This is a genomic window from Streptomyces purpurogeneiscleroticus, assembly GCF_020024005.1.
In the GTDB taxonomy this organism is placed as follows: Bacteria; Actinomycetota; Actinomycetes; order Streptomycetales; family Streptomycetaceae; genus Streptomyces; species Streptomyces purpurogeneiscleroticus.
The window spans coordinates 38739-58781 of record NZ_NHSG01000371.1 but is presented as its reverse complement, the minus strand read 5'-3'; the positions used below and the strand labels follow the sequence as shown (position 1 = coordinate 58781).

Below are 20043 nucleotides of genomic sequence, written 5' to 3'. Positions count from 1 at the left end.
GCCTGAAGCGCGTGCTCCGGCACGGGCGTTGACCTTGCCCTTGGGGGAGGCCCCAGCCTCGGTCCCGGAAGGCGAGCCGGGGACGGGGAGAGGGGTAACGCGTGGCGGAGGACGGTCTGCTGACGATCGGTGCGTTCGCCCGCGCCTCGCGGCTGTCACCCAAGGCGCTGCGGCTCTACGACGACCTGGGCCTGCTGCGCCCGGCCCGCGTCGACCCGTGCAACGGCTACCGCTTCTACGCCCGGGACCAGCTCGAACGGGCCCGCCTGGTGGCGTGGCTGCGCCGCCTGGGCATGCCGCTGTCCCGTATCCGGACGGTGTGCGACCTGCCCCCGGCCGAGGCCGCCGCGGAGATCGCGGCGTACTGGGCCGGGGTCGAGGCCGACACCGCCGCCCGCCGGGACCTGGCCGCCTTCCTCATCGACCAGCTGCGAGGAAAGGACACGGCCATGACCCACGAGACGATCACCGGCATCCGGTACGCCGCCCTGTCGGACACCGGCCTGGTGCGCGAGGGCAACCAGGACACGGCATACGCGGACAGCCGCCTGCTCGCGGTCGCCGACGGCTTCGGCGCGGACGGGGCCGCCGCCGGCACCGCCGCGATCGAGGCCCTGCGCACCCTGGAGAACACCCCGGCCCCGCTCCCCGGCGACATCCTCAACACCCTCAGCGAGGCGGTGGGGCGCGCGAACCGTGCCGTGGCGGAGCGGAGCACCGGCGAGGACAGCGGCACCACCCTCACCGCGATGCTGTGGTCCGGCTCCCGGCTGGCACTCGTGCACGTCGGCGACTCCCGCGCCTACCTCCTGCGCGACGGCGGCTTCTTCCGCATCACGCACGACCACACCCTCGTCCAGTCCCTCGTCGACGAGGGCCGGATCACCCCCGAGGAGGCGTCCGCGCACCCGCAGCGGTCGCTGCTGCTGCGGGCGCTGGACGGCCGGGACGGCGACGCCTCCGTACCGGACGTGAAGTTGCACGACGCCCGTCCCGGCGACCGCTATCTGCTCTGCTCCGACGGCCTGTACGGCGTGGTCACGGACGCGGAACTGCGCCGCGTACTGGCCACGTGCGGCACCCCGGAGGAGGCGGTGCGCGACCTGATCGCGCTCGCCCACGAGGCCGGCGCCCCGGACAACGTCAGCTGCGTTGTCGCGGACACGGTCTCGGCGACGGGTCGGCACACCGGCCCCTGAGAGCCTGAACCTTGGGGATCTGCGCCTCGAGGGTCTGCGCTTTGAGGGTCTGTGTTCTGAGCGCCTGTGTCTGCTGCCTCACCCCAGTCCCTTGAGCATCCCGTGCCAGTAGAACTGCGGCAGCCCGTACCGCTTGAGGAACCACATGTCCGTCCGCTCCTTCGTCGTGTCCAGGAAGGGCAGCGAGGGAGCGGGCTTGAGTTCGTAGTCGAACTCCGCCAGCAGCATCTTGTGGCGCGCGGTGACCAGCGGACAGGAGGTGTACCCGTCGTACCGGGCGCGGAGCGGGCGGTCGCGCAGCGTGTCCCGGAGGTTGGCGACCACCACCGGGGCCTGCTTGCGCACGGCCGCACCGGTCTTCGAGGTCGGCAGGTTCGCGACGTCCCCGAGCGCGAACACCTCGGGATGGTCCGGGTGTTGCAGCGTCGCCGGGTCGGCCTTCACGTACCCGAAGGGCGAGGCCGGGTCGGCCAGCGGCCCGCCGGCGATCCATTCCGGAGCGGCCTGCGGCGGCACCGCGTGCAACAGGTCATAGGAAATCGTCTCCTTGTCGCCCGTCGCATGGTTCACGATCACCGCCTCGCGGCTCGCCCCGTCGACGGACACCATCTCCGACCGCAGCCGTACCTCGATGCCGTACCGCCGGGCCACGTCCTCCAGCACCCGGCCGAACTCCGGCACCTTGAACATCGCCGTCTCGGGCAGCACGAGGACGACCCGGATGCGGTCCAGCACGCCGCGCTTGCGCCAGTGGTCGGCGGCCAGGTACGCGATCTTCTGCGGCGCGCCGCCGCACTTCACCGGTCCGGCCGGCATCGTGAACAGCGCGGTGCCGCTCTTCATGCGGCGGATCAGGTCCCAGGTGAGCGGGGCCAGTTCGGGAAGGTAGTTGCTGGTCACGCCGTCGTGGCCGAGGGCCTGTGCGAGGCCGGGCACGCCGTCGGGGTCCAGCCGCAGCCCCGGCGCGAGCACCAGCCGGTCGTACGCGACGGTCCGGCCGGACGCCGTGCCGACCGTGCGCGCGCCCGGATCGACGGACACGGCGGCCTCCCGGAGCCAGTGCACGCCGGGCGGCATGACCTCGGCCTCGGTGCGTAAGGACGCCCGCAGCGGCGCCTGGCCGCCGCCGACCAGCGTCCACAGCGGCTGGTACCAGTGCGTACCGGACGGCTCCAGCACCGCGACATCCGGCGCCCCGGCCCGCCGCAGCCGTGCGGCCACGGTGATCCCGGCGGTACCGCCGCCGACGACAACGATGCGGTGGTGCACCCGGTCCGCCCTCTCGGCGGGCCGTGCGCCGGGGTCGGGGTGACTGGCTGACGTAGACATCGAAACCTCCTGAGACGGGGCGCGCAGCGCGCCTGGACGGTGTCGCGTGGGCGGGTCCGGGTGGACGGCGCCCTGTGGACGGGGCCCGTGGACGGTGTCCTGGGGACGGGTCCCGCTCAGCCTCCCAGGGGCGGGGGACGGGGGCGAGGGCGCGTACGGGACCGTGTCGGCTGCGAGGCGGCGCCTCCGGTTCCGTTGTTGGACGCATCTATCGCACGTTCAACAAACGTTGATCGCTGATCTCCAAGCTGGGCGTATGTTGCGCCGCGTTCCCTTCGATCCCGACCCCGACCCCGTCGACCCGAGCCTCGCCCCGCACGCTCCGGAGATCGCCTTGAGCTGGACCGGTGAGCCGGGCCGGGTCGAGGAGTTGACCCACAGGCAGCTCATCGACCGGTCGTCCCGGGCCGCCGCCGCCCTGACCCGCTTCGGCGTACGCGCCGGCGACCGGGTGGCCGTCCATCTGCCCCTGGTGCCCGAGTCGGTGATCACCACACTCGCCTGCGGCCGTATCGATGCCGTACGCAGCACCCTGCCGGTGTCGCTGACGGCACCCGAACTCACCGCCCGCGTACGGGAGTCCGGCGCGCGCGTGCTGATCACCGCCGACGCCGCGTTCTGGGACGGCGCCGTCCGCCCGCTAAAGGCGACAATCGACCGGGCCCTCTCGGGCGGCGCCACGGACGTGCGGACCGTACTGGTCGTGAACCGCTGCCCCCGCCCCATCGCCTGGAACCCGGGCCGCGACCGTTGGTGGCACGAGGCGCTCGACGCCGGCTGAGTCACGGGGCAGGTGGGCGCGGGGGTGGATGCGCGGGCGGCAGGGCTCGGTACAGCCGCGCCGGGGGCCGTGCGTCGTGGTCGTACCCTGGAGGAATGAGTGAGACCGCGGACGCAGCCGAGAACGAGCCGGGAGAGGCCCCGCAGGCTCCGGTCACGCCCGCGGTTGCGGGGACCGGCGGAGGCCGGGGCGCGAAGCCCGCGGCTGCTGCGTTGATCTTCGATGATCCGTTGGACCGGCAGTCGGCGGACGACACGGACCGGGGATGGGGCGAGCGGCCCGGGGCCGGGAACAGCAGCGCCGCCGACCTGGCGCGCTTTCTGGACGAGAAGCCGCCCCACCACATCTGAGGGCTCCGGAGAGCCGCGTCCGAGGCGTGGGGCGGCGGCTCGCGTCAGCTCTGCGACTTCTCCGTCGAAACGGGGCCGGGGATGGCGCCCGAGCCCGCGCCGGGCTCCGAGCCGTTGCGCTGGGTGATCAGGGCGTCGCGGATCTGGGCCAGCAGCTCGACCTCGGTCGGCTCCACCGGGGCCTCGTCCACCGGCTTCTTGGCGTCCTGGCGCGCCTTCCACTTGTTCATCGGAAGGATCATGAGGAAGTAGACGACCGCGGCGGTGATCACGAAGGTCAGCGCGGCGCTGAGCACCGAGCCCCAGAGGATGTAGATGCCGTCGGTGAATTCGCCGGTCTTGGGGTCCGGGTGGCAGGTGGCGCTGAGGCAGCTCTTGTAGTGGTCCAGGTTCTGCGAACCGAGCGCACCGACGAACGGGTTGATGACGCCCTTCACCACGGCGTTCACGATGTTGGTGAAGGCGGCTCCGACCACGACGGCAACCGCAAGTTCGATGACGTTGCCGCGCAGCAGGAATTCCTTGAATCCCTGCAGTACGCCGTTCTTCTCGTCGCTCACCTGACAGCCTCTTTCCACGCTCACTACGGACGCCGCGCCTCTCCGAGGCGCCGGCGCAACTTACGGCGAGGTGGGGCACAGCTGTCCATGAGGTCGAAAAGGACCGGGAGCTGGACGGAGTGTCGGTACGGATCAGCATGGCGCTGCCGCCGTACGGGGTGAAATCGCCACATTGCGACATCGGGGGATTGCCCCACCATCCGTCACAGTTTTGCGTGCCTGATGCGTATCGGCCAGTAGAACGGAATTGCTGAAACGGCCCTCGGAGCGTGTTTCACCGCCCGGTGAGGCGATGGCGAGAGCGGCCGCCATAGCGGCCAGGCCAGCGGAAACGGCGTACCACCGAGCCTTCGGCAAGATCGGTGCGCGGTGCCGCGCGCCGCGGATGCGGAATGGCTCGAAGTGTGGAACCTCACACAACGGGGGTGCGGGCAATGGGGGATTGGTGTAAGAGGAAGTGATCATCGTCGGTCACCGCCGGAAAGAGGGGAATTGTGCGCCCCCGCGCCGGTGCGCCAGGGCGTCGGACGAGAATCACTCTGACCGAATCCGGCGAATCCCGCGGCGGCTGTGGACAGCCGATCCCGCTACTCGTCGGTTGTGTACAACTTCCTCACCCGCAAGGGGCTCACGCGGCGTCCGCGAGGACGGCTGCAGCCGCCCGCGAATACGGTCACGGCCGCCCGCGAGGCGGTCACGGCAGCTCGATCCCCAGTTCCCGGCCCGCGTGGACCTGCGCGCAGGCGCAGGTGCGTGCCGTGGCCGCGGGGAGGGCGGCCACCGCGTCGAAAAGGACCTCGCGCAGCCGGCCCACGTTCTCGGCGAAGACCCGCAGGACCTCGTCGTGCGAGACGCCCTCGCCGGCCTCGGCCCCCGCGTCCAGGTCCGTGACCAGGGCCATGGAGGTATAGCAGAGGCCCAGTTCGCGGGCCAGGACGGCCTCGGGGTGGCCCGTCATGCCGACCACCGACCAGCCCTGCGCGGCGTGCCACCGCGACTCGGCGCGCGTGGAGAAGCGCGGGCCCTCGATGACCACGAGCGTGCCGCCGTCGACCGGCTCCCAGGCGCGCCCGCGGGCGGCGTCGACGGCGGTCCGGCGGCCGGCCGGGCAGTACGGGTCGGCGAAGGCGGTGTGCACCACGTCGGGGACGCTGCCGTCCGGCAGGGGCACCCCGTCGAAGTACGTCTGGACGCGGGTCTTCGTGCGGTCCACGATCTGGTCCGGTACGAGAAGCGTGCCGGGGCCGTACTCCGGGCGCAGTCCGCCGACCGCGCACGGCCCGAGGACCTGGCGGACGCCGACCGAGCGCAGCGCCCACAGGTTGGCGCGGTAGTTGATGCGGTGCGGCGGGAGGTGGTGGCCGCGGCCGTGCCGGGGCAGGAACGCGACCTGCCGGCCGGCGACCTCCCCGAGGAAGAGCGAGTCACTGGGCGGCCCGTACGGCGTCTCGACGGTGACCTCGGTCACCTCGTCGAGGAAGGAGTAGAAGCCCGAGCCGCCGATTACGCCGATCTCCGCGTCCGCCATGCGGGTCACCTTATCCGCGGCGGCCCGCCACCGGCGATGTGCGGCACAACGCCGTGGACCCCGCCGTCGGTGACGGCGGGGTCCACGGGAAAGGCTGTCAGGCGGCGGAGCTGCTGCTCGAGGTGGTCGCGGAGGAGCTGCTCCCGGACGTGGTCGAGGAGGAGCTCGACGACTTGCTGTCGGAGCTGCTCGACGTCGAGGAGGACGTGCTCGACGAGGAGGACGACGCGGGGCTGCTGCTCGACGAGGAGCCGCGGCTGTCGTTCCGGTAGAAGCCGGAGCCCTTGAAGACGATGCCGACCGCCGAGAAGACCTTCTTCAGGCGTCCGCGGCAGCTCGGGCACTCGGTGAGCGCGTCGTCGGTGAACTTCTGCACGGCCTCAAGGCCCTCGCCGCACTCGGTGCACTGGTACTGGTAGGTCGGCACGTTGTCTTCCTCCTGGCACTCTCACTCAATGAGTGCTAACGACGATCCATAGTGCAGTATTCCGGCGCGTCAGTCCACTGTGACCGGCGTACGGTGACCGACTCCACGTGCCGCGATCCGCCCTGTACCGGGCGGAATCAGGCGTCCCCGCAGCGCCGCGAGCACCAGGAAGGCCAGCGCCGTACCGGCCAGCGGCACGAAGAATCCGGCGCTGGGACCGAAGCGGTCGGTGAGCTGTCCCGCGGTCGTGGCGGCCGCGGCCTGGCCCAGCGCCACCGCGCCCGTCAGCCAGGTGAACGCCTCCGTACGGGCCGAGGCGGGCACCAGGGACTCGACCAGGGTGTAGCCGGTGATCAGGGCCGGTGCGATGCACAGGCCGACCACCAGGCCGGTCACGCCCAGCAGCGGTACCGCGGTGAGGGCCCACAGCGGGGTGGTGGCCAGCGCCAGCAGCCCGTAGGCGACCAGCAGCCGGCGGCGCGGGCCGACCTTCCAGGCGATCGCGCCGCACACGATGCCCGCGGTCATGTTGCCGCCGGCGAAGATCCCGTACAGCACGCCGTTGATGCCCGGCTGCCCGATGGACTCCGTGAACGCCGTCAGCGAGACCTGCATGCCGCCGAAGACCGAACCGATGCCGAGGAACACCGCGATGAGGACCCGCACACCGGGGATCGAGAGGGCCGAGGTGCGCGCCTCGCCGCCCTCCTTCGTGCGGTGCGCGGCCGGCTGGCTACGGCGCTGTGCCGCGAAGAGCAGGCCACCGGCCAGCGTCAGGACGGCCTCGGCGATCAGACCGGCCGCCGGGTGGACACTCGTGCACAGCGCGGTCGCCAGCACCGGGCCCACCACGAAGGTGAACTCGTCGGTCACGGACTCGAAGGCGGCGGCGGTCGACATCAGGGGGCTGTCGCTCAGCCGCGCCGCCCACCGTGCGCGCACCATGGGGCCGACCTGCGGCGTCGAGGCGCCCGTAGGGACGGCGACGACCAGCAGCGCCCACAGAGGCGCGTCCAGCAGCGCAAGGGTGAGCAGCGCCGCCACGGAGACGGCGTGCACGGCCACACCGGGGAGCAGGACGGCGCGCTGCCCGAAGCGGTCGGCGAGCTTGCCGCTCTGCGGGGCGAACAGCGCCATTGAGATACCGGTCGCCGCGGAGACCGCGCCCGCGATCCCGAAGGAGCCGGTGGTGTGCTGGACGAGCAGGACGATGCCGATGGTGAGCATCGCGAAGGGCTGCCGGGCCAGGAAGCCGGGCAGGACGAAGGTCCACGCTCCCGGGGTGCGCAGGAGCTGTCCGTATCCGGGGCGCTTGCCGGACGGGCCGCCCGCGGGGACGCTTTCGGGGTGCTGCGACTCGTCGTGGGCCGTCGAAGCGTTCTGGACCGTGGATGCCACGGCCGGGCCTTTCCGCCGCCTGGTGACGCGCCCGTGAGGTGATCACGGAGAGCGCGCCGAGAGCTGTCCTCTCGCGCTGGACCGAGTGATACCGGGTCCGCACCTGAGAGGTGGCTGCGTGCGCAGGGGACCGCGGCCGCCGAGCGGTCGCGCCAGCTCTGCATCAGGCAGAGTGGGTGTCGTGCATTGCTTCTTCAATGCTACAGGCGAGTGGGGGTCGCAGCCTGCGATCGGCATGGTGAGATCTGTCCCACACCTGGGATCGAACGGGGGCTTGCGCGGCGCACCGAAGTACTGACCGCTGCCTCCCGAAGAGGCGCGGCCGTCCTCATCTCCGGGGCGCCGAGGCCCCGCCCGTGCCCAGCCAGCCCGCCAGCTTGCCGCCCTGGGAGACCGCCTGGAGGCGCCGCTCGGCCGCGTCCCGCACCGGGTCGGTCGCCACGACCAGAAGCTCGTCGCCGCGCCGCAGAACGGTCGTGGGGGACGGTACGAAGCTCGTGCCGTCCCGGACGATCAGCGTGACCGCGGCGCCGGCCGGCAGCCGCAGCTCGGCGATCTCCACGCCGTGCATGCGGGACTTCGGGCCGATCGCCGTCGACAGGAGGTGGCCGCGCAGGCGCTCCAGAGGCGCGGACTCGATCCCGAGGTCGGCCGCCTCCTCGTTGTCACCGATCCGCAGCCGCCGGGCGAGCCAGGGCAGCGTCGGGCCCTGCACGAGGGTGTAGACGACCACGAGCACGAACACGATGTTGAAGACGCGCTCGCTTCCGGGGACCTCGCCGACCATCGGGATCGTCGCCAGCACGATGGGCACGGCGCCGCGCAGCCCCGCCCACGAGAGCAGCGTCTGCTCGCGCCACGGCATACGGAACGGCCGCAGGGTGATCAGTACGGACAGCGGGCGGGCGATCAGCGTCAGTATCAGCCCGATGACGATCGCGGGCAGGATGTCGTCGCCGAGGTTGTGCGGTGTGACGAGCAGGCCGAGCAGGATGAACATGCCGATCTGGCCGAGCCAGCCCAGCCCCTCGGCGAAGCCGCGAGTGGCCGCGGAGTGCGGCAGCTTGGAGTTCCCGAGGACCATCGACGCCAGGTAGACCGCGAGGAAGCCGGAGCCGTGCGCGAGAGCGCCCGCGGCGTACGCAGAGACCGCGATGGCCATGACGGCGATCGGGTACAGGCCGGAGGCCGGCAGGGCCACGTGCCGCATGCCGTACGCGCCGAGCCAGCCGATCGCCAGGCCGATCGCGGCGCCGATGGCCAGCTCCAGGGCGATCTCGCCGATGAGGACGTACCAGTGCTCGACCGGGCCCGCGGTCGAGAACGCGACGACCAGGATGACCACGGGGGCGTCGTTGAAGCCCGATTCGGCCTCCAGGACGCCCGTGAGGCGGGACGGCAGCGGGACGCTGCGCAGCACCGAGAAGACCGCCGCGGCGTCGGTGGAGGAGACCACCGCGCCGATGAGGAGCGCCTGCCGCCACTCCAGCCCGACCAGGTAGTGCGCGCCGGCCGCGGTGACCCCCACGCTCACCGCGACACCGAGGGTGGAGAGCAACGCGGCCTGAGGGAGCGCCGGTCTGACTTCTTTCCACTTCGTGCCGAGACCGCCTTCGGCGAGGATCACCACGAGCGCGGCATAGCCCAGAATCTGGGTCAGTTCGGCGTTGTCGAAGACGACTCCGATGCCGTCGGCCCCTATGGCGACGCCGATCCCCAAGTAAACGAGCAGGCTGGGAAGCCCGCTGCGCGAGGAGATCCGTACGGCCGCCACGGCAATGAGCAGTACGAAAGAGCAGACCAGCAGGAGTTCGTTGAGGCGGTCGACAGTCAGGGGCCGGGTCCTTCCAGGTGACTCTCCGGGTGAACGCTCCCCGGATTTTTACTTACCGTATCTAGTTACTGACCCTAACAATTTACCATTGCTTGAATGTCGGAGGCGTTGGTGGTGACTCCGCGTAGGGGTCACCGAACCGGTGCGCCTATGGTTGCTCCAGCACTCCCACCCTGCCCCTCGAAGGACAGAGATGCCCGCCAACAAGTCCGGCCCCGCTCCGAAGAAAAAGGGGCGGCGCGCCCGCCTCGTCGTCATCTTGGTCGTGCTTCTGCTCGTGGCGGGCGTCGGCTACGGGACGTTCTGGGGCGTCAGCACCGTCCGCGCTTCCTACCCGGAGACCACCGGGTCCCTGAAGATGCCCGGCCTGTCCAGCCCCGTGGACGTCATGCGGGACGGCAACGGCATCCCGCAGATCTACGCCGACACCGATGAGGACCTCTTCCGCGCCCAGGGCTACGTCCAGGCGCAGGACCGCTTCTGGGAGATGGACGTCCGCCGCCACATGACGGCCGGGCGGCTCTCGGAGATGTTCGGCAAGAGCCAGGTGAAGACCGACTCCTTCCTGCGCACCCTCGGGTGGCACGACACCGCGCAGAAGGAGTACGACACCAAGCTGTCGGACAGCACGAAGAAGTACCTCGACGCCTACTCGGCCGGCGTCAACGCCTACCTCAAGGACCACGAAGGCTCGGCGCTGTCCCTGGAGTACGCGGCGCTCGGCCTCCAGAACGACTACAAGCCGGGCAAGTGGACGCCGGCCGACTCCGTGGCCTGGCTCAAGGCCATGGCCTGGGACCTGCGCGGCAACATGCAGGACGAGATCGACCGGTCCCTGATGACCAGCCGCTTCACCCAGAAGCAGATCGCCGAGCTCTACCCGTCCTACCCGTACGACCGCAACAAGCCGATCGTGCAGGGCGGCGCCGTCGACCCGGGAGCCAAGGAGTTCGACCCCAAGGCCACCGCGAGCGGCACGCAGTCCGGGAGCGCGGCCGGCGCGGCGCAGTCCCTTCAGAGCCAGCTCTCGTCGTTCTCGAACACTCTGGACGAAGTGCCCGCGCTGCTCGGCCCGAACGGCAACGGCATCGGCTCCAACTCCTGGGTCGTCTCCGGCAAGCACACCACCACCGGTAAGCCGCTGCTGGCCAACGACCCGCACCTGGCGCCGCAGATGCCCTCGCTCTGGTACCAGATGGGCCTGCACTGCCGTACGAAGAGCCCGCAGTGCAACTACAACGTCTCCGGCTTCACCTTCTCCGGGATGCCGGGCGTGGTCATCGGCCACAACCAGGACATCTCCTGGGGCATGACCAACCTCGGGGCCGACGTCTCCGACCTGTACCTGGAGAAGGTCGGCGAGAACGGCTACCTGTACGACGGCCGTGAGGTGCCCTTCACGACCCGCAGGGAGACCATCAAGGTCGCCGGCGGCGCCAGCCGCACCATCACCGTACGGTCCACCAACAACGGGCCCGTGGTCTCCGACCGCGACGACGAGCTGACCAAGGTCGGCAAGGACGCCCCCGTGGGCAACGCAGCGCCCGACCGCGGTGACGGCTACGCCATCTCCCTGAAGTGGACCGCGCTCTCTCCCGGGCGCTCCATGGATGCCGTGTTCGAAATGAACCGGGCCTCGGACTGGGACGAGTTCCGTCAGGCGGCGCACCACTTCGAGGTGCCGTCGCAGAACCTCATCTACGCCGACACCAAGGGCAACATCGGCTACCAGGCGCCCGGCCGCATCCCCGTACGCGGCAAGGGCGACGGCTCGCTGCCCGCACCGGGCTGGGACCCGGAGTACCGGTGGACCGGCTACATCCCGCAGTCCGCGCTGCCCTGGGAGCTCAACCCCAAGAGCGGCTACATCGTCACCGCCAACCAGGCCGTGATCGACCAGGACAAGTACCCGTACCTGATCACCCGGGACTGGGGCTACGGAGCGCGCAGCCAGCGGATCAACGACCTGATCCAGTCCAAGATCAAGGACGGCGGCAAGATCTCCACGCACGACATGCAGACGATGCAGCTGGACAACAGCAGCGAGATCGCCGAGCTGCTCACGCCGTACCTGCTGAAGCTCGACATCAAGGACCCGTACGTCCGCGAGGCCCAGCAGCTCCTGGAGGGCTGGAACTACACCCAGGAGTCCGACTCGGCGGCCGCCGCCTACTTCAACGCGGTCTGGCGCAACACCCTGAAGCTCGCCTTCGGCGACAAGATGCCCAAGGAGCTGCGCGTCGACGGGCAGTGCCTGACGGTCCACCCGGCCGACGAGACCGGGCCGGCCGACGACCTGCAGAAGTGGGTGCGCGAATGCGGTGAGCGTGCCAAGGACTCCGCCCAGCCCGATGGCGGCGACCGCTGGTACGAGGTCGTGCGGAAGATCCTCGACGACCCCGGCAACGACTGGTGGAAGACCGAGGACAAGCCGGGCCGCCCCGGCGACAAGAACCGCGACCAGCTCCTCGCGCACGCCATGCAGGACGCGCGCTACGAGCTGACGGCCAAGCTCGGCAAGAACATCAACACCTGGAGCTGGGGCCGTCTGCACCAGCTGACGCTGAACAACCAGACGCTCGGCACGGACGGCCCCGGCATGCTGCAGGGCCTGTTCAACCGCGGCCCCTGGAACCTCGGCGGCGGCGAGGCGGCCGTGAACGCCACCGGCTGGAACGCGTCCGGCGGCTACCAGGTCGTCTGGGTGCCCTCGATGCGGATGGTCGTCAACCTCGCGAATCTCGACAAGTCGCGCTGGATCAACCTCACCGGCGCCTCGGGGCACGCGTACAACGCGCACTACGACGACCAGACCGGCAAGTGGGTCAAGGGCGAACTGCTGCCGTGGGCCTTCTCGGAGAAGGCCGTCAAGGCCGCGACGAAGGACACGCTGACGCTGTCGCCGTGACGCGGTAGCCGGAGCGCAACGATCGCCGGGCGGTCCCCGAAGACGGGACCGCCCGGCGATCGGCGTTCTCAGGCGCTCGCGGGGCGCTCCGTGAACCGGTGCACGCCCGACGGTGTCACCGCCGCCTGCACCGGCCGGTCGTGCGGATCGGCCGGTACCTCCTCCAGGACCTCGCCGTCGTACAGCAGCACCACCAGCGCGGGCGTGGCACCGGCGCGTTCCAGCCGCGCCAGCACCCGGTCGTAACTGCCGCCCCCGCGACCGAGCCGCAGGCCCCGCCGGTCCACCGCCAGCCCCGGCAGGAACACCGCTCCCGCGTCCGTGACGGCCTCGGGACCGAGCCGGGGCCCCGCGGGCTCCAGCAGCCCCCGTCCGGCCTTCACGAGCCGCTCAGGGCCCTCGTACGCCGCCCAGTCCAGGTCGTTGTCCGGCAGCAGGACCGGCAGCAGTACGCGCACGCCCGCATCCCGCAGCCGGTCCAGCAGCGCACGGGTGGACGGCTCGCGGCCGATCGACACGTACGCGGCGACCGTCCGGGCCTCCGCCAACTCCCTGAGCTGCAGCGCCCGCTCGGACAGAACCGATCCGGCCGCCGATACGTCACTCAGAGGCAACGAGTTCCTTACCTCGATGAGGTCTCGCCGCAACCCGCGTTTCCTAGCGTCGTTCGTGGTCACTGTGCGCCCTTGCTCCACTCTCATGCGCTTTTCACCGGACAATCATGAACCGCCACAAAGCTCCGGTTATCGTGTGGCGCATGACTGAATCACGTACTCGGATCCGTAAGGCTGTCATCCCGGCGGCCGGTCTCGGCACCCGCTTCCTGCCCGCCACCAAGGCGACCCCGAAGGAAATGCTGCCGGTCGTCGACAAGCCGGCCATCCAGTACGTGGTGGAGGAGGCCGTCACGGCCGGACTCTCCGACGTCCTGATGGTCACCGGGCGCAACAAGCGCCCCCTGGAAGACCACTTCGACCGCAACTACGAGCTCGAAGAGGCGCTCAGCCGCAAGGGCGACCAGTCCCGGCTCGCCCGGGTGCAGGAGTCCAGCGACCTCGCGACCATGCACTATGTACGGCAGGGCGACCCGCGCGGTCTGGGCCACGCGGTCCTGTGCGCCGAGCCCCACGTGGGTGACCAGCCCTTCGCCGTCCTCCTGGGCGACGACCTGATCGACCCCCGGGACCCGCTGCTGCAGCGCATGGTGCAGGTCCAGGAGGAGTACGGCGGTTCCGTCATCGCCCTCATGGAGGTCGACCCCGCGCAGATCGGCCTCTACGGATGCGCCGCCGCCACCCCCACGGGCGACGACGACGTGGTGACCGTCTCCGACCTGGTTGAGAAGCCCGACCCGGCCGACGCGCCCAGCAACCTCGCCATCATCGGCCGGTACGTGCTCGATCCGGCCGTTTTCGAGGTGCTGCGCAAGACCGAACCGGGGCGTGGCAATGAGATCCAGCTGACCGACGCCCTCCAGGCACTGGCCGCCGACCCCTCGCTCGGCGGCCCCGTGCACGGCGTCGTCTTCAAGGGCCGCCGCTATGACACCGGTGACCGTGGCGACTACCTGCGTGCCATTGTCAGACTGGCATGCGAACGTGAGGACCTGGGCCCCGACTTCAGGACCTGGCTGCGCAGTTACGTCACCGAGGAGATGTAGGGATTTGAGCGCCACCACCGACCGGACCAGCCACCCCGACCGCGTCTGGTCGGTGGCCGACCACATCGAAGACGTCCTGTCCAAGATCCGCCCGCTGGAGCCGATCGAGCTGCAGCTGCTGGACGCCCAGGGCTGCGTCCTGGTCGAGGACGTCACGGTGCCGGTCGCGCTGCCCCCCTTCGACAACAGCTCCATGGACGGCTATGCCGTCCGCGTCGCCGACGTGGCGGGGGCCACCGAGGCATACCCCGCCACCCTCACCGTGATCGGCGATGTCGCGGCCGGCAGCGGTGACCTGCCGCCTGTCGGGCCAGGGGAGGCAGCCCGCATCATGACGGGCGCCCCGCTGCCCCCGGGTGCCGAGGCCGTCGTCCCCGTGGAGTGGACCGACGGCGGTACCGGAGGCGGCCCCGCCACCACAATGCGCGCCCGCAGCACCGACCCGGCCGGCGCGAGCGGCGAGGTCCGGGTGCACCGCCCCGTGGAGGCGCACGCCCATGTACGCGCCCGGGGCAGCGACGTCTCGGCAGGCGAGCCGGCGCTCGCCGCCGGCACGATCCTCGGGCCGCCCCAGATCGCCCTGCTCGCCGCCATCGGCCGCGCCACCGTCAAGGTCCGGCCGCGGCCCCGCGTCGTGGTCATGGGCACCGGCAGCGAGCTGGTCCAGCCGGGCGAGCCGCTGGGTCCCGGCCAGATCCACGATTCGAACAGCTACGCGCTGACCGCCGCCGCCCGGGACGCCGGCGCGCTCGCCTACCGGGTCGGCGCGGTCGCCGACGACGCCGACACGCTGCGCGCCGCCATCGAGGACCAGCTCATCCGCGCCGACATCGTCGTCACCAGCGGCGGCGTCAGCGTCGGCGCGTACGACGTGGTCAAGGAGACGCTGGCGGACTTCTCCGGCGAGGAGGGCAGCGTGGAGTTCCGGCGCCTCGCCATGCAGCCGGGCAAGCCGCAGGGCTTCGGGCTCATCGGCCCGGACCGCACCCCGCTGCTGGCGCTGCCCGGTAACCCGGTGAGCTCCTACGTGTCCTTCGAGCTGTTCGTCCGCCCGGCCATCCGCGCCCTGATGGGCCTGCAGGACGTGCACCGGTACATCGAGCGGGCCCGCTGCACGGAGGACATCGCCTCCTCGCCCCGGGGCAAGCGGCAGTTCCTGCGCGGCCGCCACGACCCGGTGTCCGGCACGGTCACCCCGGTGGGCGGCGCGGGCTCGCACCTGATCAAGGCGCTCGCGCACGCCAACTGCCTGATCGCGGTGCCCGAGGACGTCACGGAGGTCGCCGCGGGGGACGAGGTGGACGTGGTCCTGCTCGGATAGCCGCTCCTCCGGTGGGCCGGCCGGCCCGGGCGGCGCGCTGCCGCCCCCGGGTGGCCCGCTTCTCCCGTAGCGCCCGGCTGCCAGGGTGACGGTCCCCCGCTGCGGGTACGGTGTCGTCGCACAGGCGCGGCACGGTCCGGACCAGGAGAACGATGAGCAGCGGCCAGCAACACCTCACCCACATCGACGCGGCGGGCGCGGCCCGCATGGTCGACGTATCCGAGAAGGACGTCACCGCGCGTACGGCCCGCGCCAGTGGCCGGGTCCTGGTAGCGCCGCGGGTGATCGAACTGCTGCGAGGTGAGGGCGTCCCCAAGGGCGACGCCCTGGCCACCGCCCGCATCGCCGGCATCATGGGCGCCAAGCGCACCCCCGACCTGATCCCGCTGTGCCACCCGCTGGCCGTCTCCGGCGTGAAGGTGGAGCTGTCGGTGGCCGACGACGCCGTGAAGATCCTGGCGACCGTCAAGACCACCGACCGTACGGGCGTGGAGATGGAGGCGCTCACCGCGGTCACCGTCGCCGCGCTGACCGTGATCGACATGGTCAAGGCCGTCGACAAGGGCGCGGTCATCACCGACGTACGGGTGGAGGAGAAGAGCGGCGGCAAGTCGGGCGACTGGGTGCGCGAGGGCGGCGCGGAGGCCGGCGCATGAGCACGCACTCCGCCCCGGCAGCCCCCGCACGCCCGTACCGGGCCATGGTCGTGACGGCGTCCAACAGGGCCGCCGCCGGGGTCTACGCCGACAAGGGCGGCCCGCTCATCGCCGAGGCGCTCACCGCGCTCGGCTTCGAGGTCGAGGGCCCTCGGGTGGTCCCGGACGGCGACCCCGTGGAGGCCGCGCTGCGCGACGCGGTGGCCGGCGGTTTCGACGCGGTGGTCACCACCGGCGGTACGGGCATCTCGCCCACCGACGCCACCCCGGAGGCGACCCGCCGGGTGCTGGACTACGAAGTGCCCGGCATCCCCGAGGCGATCCGGGCCGAGGGACTGGCCAAGGTGCCCACGGCGGCGCTCTCGCGGGGCCTGGCGGGCGTCGCGGGCCGCACCCTCGTCGTGAACCTGCCCGGCTCCACAGGGGGCGTCCGCGACGGTCTCGCCGTACTGGAGCGTCTGCTCGTCCACGCCGTCGACCAGCTCCGCGGCGGCGACCACCCCAGACCGGCCGGGAGTACGCACTGAACGCCCCCTGGCCGGTGGAGCTGGCGGACGGCGACACGGCCCTCCGCCCGATAAGGCTGCGCGACCAGCGGGCCTGGCGCGAGGTCAACCGGCGCAACCGCGACTGGCTGCGCCCGTGGGAGGCCACCATCCCGCCCGCGCCGCCCGGTGCGCCGCCGGTCCAGCGGCCGACCTACCGTCAGATGGTGCGGCACCTGCGGGCGGAGGCGCACGCGGGCCGGATGCTCCCGTTCGTGGTGGAGTACCAGGGGCGGCTGGCAGGCCAGCTGACGGTCGCCGGGATCACCTGGGGATCGATGTGTTCGGGCCATATCGGCTACTGGGTCGACGAGGCCGTCGCGGGGCGCGGTGTCATGCCCACCGCGGTCGCGCTCGCCGTCGACCACTGCTTCCGTACGGTCGGACTGCACCGCATCGAGGTGTGCATCCGCCCGGAGAACGTGCCCAGCCGACGGGTGGTGGAAAAGCTCGGTTTCCGCGAGGAGGGGCTGCGGCCGCGCTATCTGCACATCGACGGCGCCTGGCGTGACCACCTGGTTTTCGCGCTGACGGCCGAGGAGGTGCCGGGCGGGCTGCTGGCCCGTTGGCACCGGGAGAAGCCGGGAACCCCGGGGACATCCCACAAATAAAAAATCTGTTCGAATTGATCCATCAATTCGACACATTCGCAGTGCGTTGATCGCAACAATCACAAAAAAAGTTCGAGATATCAGCCAGATCGTGCGACACACCGGCTCAATTGGCGGATGGCCCCGCTCAAACCCCTCTACCGTGTGAGGCGTGAGCAGCAGCGGCCTCATCTACGCAGTCATCGTCGGGGCCTGGGCCGCCTACTTGGTGCCGATGTGGCTCCGTAGGCAGGACGAACTCAATGAGGCCCGTCCTACGGAGCGTTTCAGTACCGCCATCCGGCTCCTGTCCGGGCGGGCGGCGATGGAACGCCGCTACGCCAAGGGGCAGGAAGGGCGTTCGGCCGACGATGCGAGCGGGGAACGGGACCCGGACGCCCCGGCCGACGCGGCCGGCGTCCGGTCAGTAAGCACGCCCGCGGACGAGGACCGCCCGCCCGTGGTGGACGCCCGCGTCCCCGAGGAGCGCGAGGCCGCGCCCACGGCCGTCCAGCCGCACGGCCCGGTTCCTCCGCACGCCTCCGCGCCCCCGCGCCCCTCGTCCGCCGAGCGGACGAAGCGGGCCCGGGTCCTCGCGCGGCGCCGCCGCACGATCACGGTCCTCTTCCTCGTCTTCACCGTCGGCGCGGTCGTCGCCGGGGTGGGTGGCATCACGTTCCTCTGGGCCCCCGGCGTCCCCGCCGTCCTGCTGAGCGCGTACATCGTGTACCTCCGCCTCCAGGAGCGCCGCCGGTTCGCCTTCACGATGGACCAGCGGGGGGCCGAGGCCGCGGCCAAGCGGCTGCGGGAGGGCCGCGCCCGCCCTCCCCGGGCGGGCCACCAGCCGCCCGCCGAGGAGACCCCCGCCGAAACGGCCGGCCCCGCGCCTGAGCCGGTGCGCCACGAGCCCGCCCCGAGTGCGGGCCGCCACCCTCTTGTCGAGCAGGGCGGCCACACGGAGTGGGCCGATCCGCAGCGCCCCCGGGGCCGCCGCGACGGGGGCGGCTGGGACCCGGTCCCGGTACCGCTGCCGACGTACGTCACCGCCCCCGTGGCGCCGCGCGCCAACGGCCATGTCGATCTGTCCGCCGACGATGCCTGGAGCTCCGCACGGTCCGGTGCGGCGGGCGGTGCGGGCGCGCCCGCCGATGGCGCCGCGGCACCTTCGGCCGGCGCCGGTCCGGTCGCGGGCGCCGGTGCCGCGGACGCGGATCCCCGTCCGGCGCCGGGGCGGGACCGTCCCGCAGGCGGCCGTCGCGGCCGTACCCCGCTCTTCGACCAGTTCGCCGCTCCGGCCGACGAGGGGCTGGATCGCCCGCGGGCGGCGAACGAGTGAGCCGCCACTCCTGACCAGCGCCGGAAGCGATTTCCGAGCACGGCCGCAAGGATGCTAGAGTTTCACTCGTCGCAAGGGCCTGTGGCGCAGCTGGTAGCGCACCTCGTTCGCAACGAGGGGGTCAGGGGTTCGAATCCCCTCAGGTCCACAGACATCAGAACCCCTGCCGGGAACTCCGGCAGGGGTTCTTTCGTATCCGTATCGTGGGGCGCTTCGCGTGGGGCGCTCGCGGCCGGGCGGGTGGTGCTCAGGACCCCACGCGCTGGCGGTGGCTGCCGCCCTTGGTGTTCTGGGCATGGCGGGTGACGACCTGGGGCGCGGGGGAGAGGTCCAGCTGCCGGACGAGCTGGTGGAAGCAGAGCAGGACGGTCACGGGCGGCAGTCCGGCCACGGTGATGCCGGCCGGTGTCGCCGGGGTGTGGGCGATGCACAGCAGCATGGCGACGGCGGCGAAGAAGATGACGACGAGCCAGGACTGCGCGGTGCGGCGGCGGTAGGCGCGCGCCCGCAGGATGGACAGTGTGGCGGCGATCCAGGGGCCGTAGATCAGCAGCGGCCACAGGTCGGCGATGTGGCGCGGCGCGACGCCGCCGGCGAGGGCGCGGAGCGAGGGGTAGGACGCGAGGGCGCCCAGGATGCTCACCGCGATGACGATCAGGGCCGTCAGCATCACCGACACCAGGCTCAGCACCCGCTGCCAGGTCCAGGTGGCGATGTGGGCGCGCAGGAACGAGGTCTTGCGGTGCCGGGTGGGCGGCACGGCCGGGGTGGGCTGCGGCGCCACCACGGGCTGCTCGGCCGTCTCCAGGAGCTGCGCCAGCTCCCCTTCCAGCTCCTCCACCACGGCGGCGTCCCAGCCGTCCGACGGGTGGCCGAGCGCCATGTCGTCGTGGCCGAGCACCATGTCGTCGCGGAAGAGCGGCATGCCGGTGAGGCCGGTGGGGGCGTCGAGCCCGTCGGTGGTCTGGCGCGGCATCCGGTGCCGCCCGGAGCCGTCCGGGTAACCGTTACTGCCGCCCGCGTATCCGGAGCCGTCCGGATAGCCGGGGCCTCCCGAGTGCGCGGGACCGGACGGGTAAGGGGCCTGGGGAGTGTCGTACACGTCGGCTCTCGTGGGATCGATGGGACCGGGACCGGGGCGGGAGGCCGGTGCGGGCCGCGGGGCGGCAGGGACCGGCGGCGGCTCCTACCGTCTGAGGCGCGGCGGGCGCTCCGCGCGGTCCCGTGGTCCCAGGGTGGCCTCGATCCCGTCGAGGGCCGAGAGCAACACCTCCAGCAGGTCGCCGGTGTGCTCCAGCCGTACGCGCTGCCCGGCGCGCTCCAGGTGTACGTCCGGGCGGCCGGCGGCGACCGCGGAACTCAGGTGCCAGCCACCGAGTTGCCGCATTTGCGGAATGGTTGTCTCAGGCATACTCCGTCAACGAAGAAAAAGCCGCAAAGAAACGTGGCATCCAGGTAATTCGAGTTTAATTTTCCCGCCCGTCGGGAATGCCGACCGGTTCATGTTTTTCTGCAATAGAAGGCCCTTGAGTAAATATGCTGAGCGGCCGCGTCCGTGGTCGGCGGGCCGTCGGACGCGGCCGCGGCGGGCGGATCGGCCCGGTCTGTCGGCCGCACCAGT

Annotated in this window: 19 protein-coding genes and 1 tRNA gene; 11 read left to right on the top strand and 9 right to left on the bottom strand. The window is 71.5% G+C overall.

The annotated features are described in order from the left end of the window. Window positions 1–101: 101 nt before the first annotated feature. Window positions 102–1199, top strand: a complete 1098-nt coding sequence (locus CCS38_RS26610) for a MerR family transcriptional regulator (protein ID WP_223735856.1) — start codon at window positions 102–104, stop codon at window positions 1197–1199. Window positions 1200–1277: 78 nt separating this feature from the next. On the opposite strand, the gene CCS38_RS26605 is transcribed toward CCS38_RS26610, so the two are convergent. Next, window positions 1278–2528 (bottom strand): NAD(P)/FAD-dependent oxidoreductase, encoded by a 1251-nt coding sequence (locus CCS38_RS26605; protein WP_223735855.1) that lies wholly within the window; start codon window positions 2526–2528, stop codon window positions 1278–1280. Window positions 2529–2784: 256 nt separating this feature from the next. Here CCS38_RS26605 and CCS38_RS26600 point away from each other — a divergent pair, with 256 nt between their 5' ends. After that, a complete protein-coding gene (locus tag CCS38_RS26600) occupies window positions 2785–3309 on the top strand; it encodes an AMP-binding protein (protein ID WP_223735854.1) in 525 nt (174 codons plus the stop codon). Window positions 3310–3404: 95 nt separating this feature from the next. Beyond that, on the top strand, window positions 3405–3659 hold the full coding sequence (locus CCS38_RS26595) for a hypothetical protein (RefSeq protein ID WP_223735853.1): 255 nt from the start codon (window positions 3405–3407) through the stop codon (window positions 3657–3659). 44 nt (window positions 3660–3703) lie between these two features. On the opposite strand, the gene mscL is transcribed toward CCS38_RS26595, so the two are convergent. The 5 genes from mscL to CCS38_RS26570 all read right to left on the bottom strand — a co-directional run bounded on the left by mscL (window position 3704) and on the right by CCS38_RS26570 (window position 9406). After that, window positions 3704–4219, bottom strand: a complete 516-nt coding sequence (gene mscL / locus CCS38_RS26590) for a large conductance mechanosensitive channel protein MscL (protein WP_223735852.1) — start codon at window positions 4217–4219, stop codon at window positions 3704–3706. A gap of 694 nt (window positions 4220–4913) precedes the next feature. Next, complete coding sequence (locus tag CCS38_RS26585; protein ID WP_223735851.1) at window positions 4914–5747, bottom strand: S-methyl-5'-thioadenosine phosphorylase; 834 nt, start codon at window positions 5745–5747, stop codon at window positions 4914–4916. Window positions 5748–5844: 97 nt separating this feature from the next. After that, the gene (locus CCS38_RS26580; protein ID WP_078600746.1) at window positions 5845–6174 is read right to left on the bottom strand and encodes an FmdB family zinc ribbon protein; all 330 of its coding nucleotides are present in this window, start codon (window positions 6172–6174) and stop codon (window positions 5845–5847) included. Between the two features lie 69 nt (window positions 6175–6243). Beyond that, complete coding sequence (locus tag CCS38_RS26575) at window positions 6244–7464, bottom strand: MFS transporter (RefSeq protein ID WP_223735862.1); 1221 nt, start codon at window positions 7462–7464, stop codon at window positions 6244–6246. A 436-nt stretch (window positions 7465–7900) separates the two neighbouring features. Further along, a complete protein-coding gene (locus CCS38_RS26570; RefSeq protein ID WP_223735861.1) occupies window positions 7901–9406 on the bottom strand; it encodes a potassium/proton antiporter in 1506 nt (501 codons plus the stop codon). A gap of 193 nt (window positions 9407–9599) precedes the next feature. On the opposite strand from CCS38_RS26570, the gene CCS38_RS26565 reads away from it, so the two are divergent. Next, the gene (locus CCS38_RS26565) at window positions 9600–12314 is read left to right on the top strand and encodes a penicillin acylase family protein (RefSeq protein WP_223735850.1); all 2715 of its coding nucleotides are present in this window, start codon (window positions 9600–9602) and stop codon (window positions 12312–12314) included. 68 nt (window positions 12315–12382) lie between these two features. On the opposite strand, the gene CCS38_RS26560 is transcribed toward CCS38_RS26565, so the two are convergent. Then, on the bottom strand, window positions 12383–13015 hold the full coding sequence (locus CCS38_RS26560; protein WP_223735849.1) for a 5-formyltetrahydrofolate cyclo-ligase: 633 nt from the start codon (window positions 13013–13015) through the stop codon (window positions 12383–12385). Between the two features lie 56 nt (window positions 13016–13071). On the opposite strand from CCS38_RS26560, the gene galU reads away from it, so the two are divergent. The 7 genes from galU to CCS38_RS26525 all read left to right on the top strand — a co-directional run bounded on the left by galU (window position 13072) and on the right by CCS38_RS26525 (window position 18570). Continuing rightward, window positions 13072–13974, top strand: coding sequence for a UTP--glucose-1-phosphate uridylyltransferase GalU (galU, locus tag CCS38_RS26555; protein ID WP_223735848.1), 903 nt, complete (start codon window positions 13072–13074; stop codon window positions 13972–13974). 4 nt (window positions 13975–13978) lie between these two features. Then, window positions 13979–15295, top strand: a complete 1317-nt coding sequence (gene glp, locus CCS38_RS26550) for a molybdotransferase-like divisome protein Glp (RefSeq protein ID WP_223735847.1) — start codon at window positions 13979–13981, stop codon at window positions 15293–15295. Window positions 15296–15447: 152 nt separating this feature from the next. Beyond that, on the top strand, window positions 15448–15951 hold the full coding sequence (gene moaC, locus CCS38_RS26545) for a cyclic pyranopterin monophosphate synthase MoaC (RefSeq protein ID WP_223735846.1): 504 nt from the start codon (window positions 15448–15450) through the stop codon (window positions 15949–15951). Beyond that, on the top strand, window positions 15948–16478 hold the full coding sequence (locus CCS38_RS26540) for a MogA/MoaB family molybdenum cofactor biosynthesis protein (RefSeq protein ID WP_223735845.1): 531 nt from the start codon (window positions 15948–15950) through the stop codon (window positions 16476–16478). Before moaC ends, CCS38_RS26540 begins: the two co-directional genes overlap by 4 nt. Window positions 16479–16492: 14 nt before the next feature. Beyond that, window positions 16493–17107 (top strand): GNAT family N-acetyltransferase, encoded by a 615-nt coding sequence (locus CCS38_RS26535; RefSeq protein WP_037799145.1) that lies wholly within the window; start codon window positions 16493–16495, stop codon window positions 17105–17107. 151 nt (window positions 17108–17258) lie between these two features. Continuing rightward, window positions 17259–18422 carry a divisome protein SepX/GlpR gene (gene sepX, locus CCS38_RS26530; RefSeq protein WP_223735844.1) on the top strand — a complete coding sequence of 388 codons (1164 nt, stop codon included), beginning with the start codon at window positions 17259–17261 and terminating at the stop codon, window positions 18420–18422. A 75-nt stretch (window positions 18423–18497) separates the two neighbouring features. Then, window positions 18498–18570 (top strand) — tRNA-Ala (locus CCS38_RS26525). A 99-nt stretch (window positions 18571–18669) separates the two neighbouring features. Here the strand turns inward: CCS38_RS26525 and CCS38_RS26520 are convergent. Beyond that, window positions 18670–19524, bottom strand: coding sequence for a DUF2637 domain-containing protein (locus CCS38_RS26520; RefSeq protein WP_223735843.1), 855 nt, complete (start codon window positions 19522–19524; stop codon window positions 18670–18672). Between the two features lie 84 nt (window positions 19525–19608). Continuing rightward, a complete protein-coding gene (locus tag CCS38_RS26515) occupies window positions 19609–19809 on the bottom strand; it encodes a hypothetical protein (RefSeq protein WP_223735842.1) in 201 nt (66 codons plus the stop codon). Window positions 19810–20043: the final 234 nt, after the last annotated feature.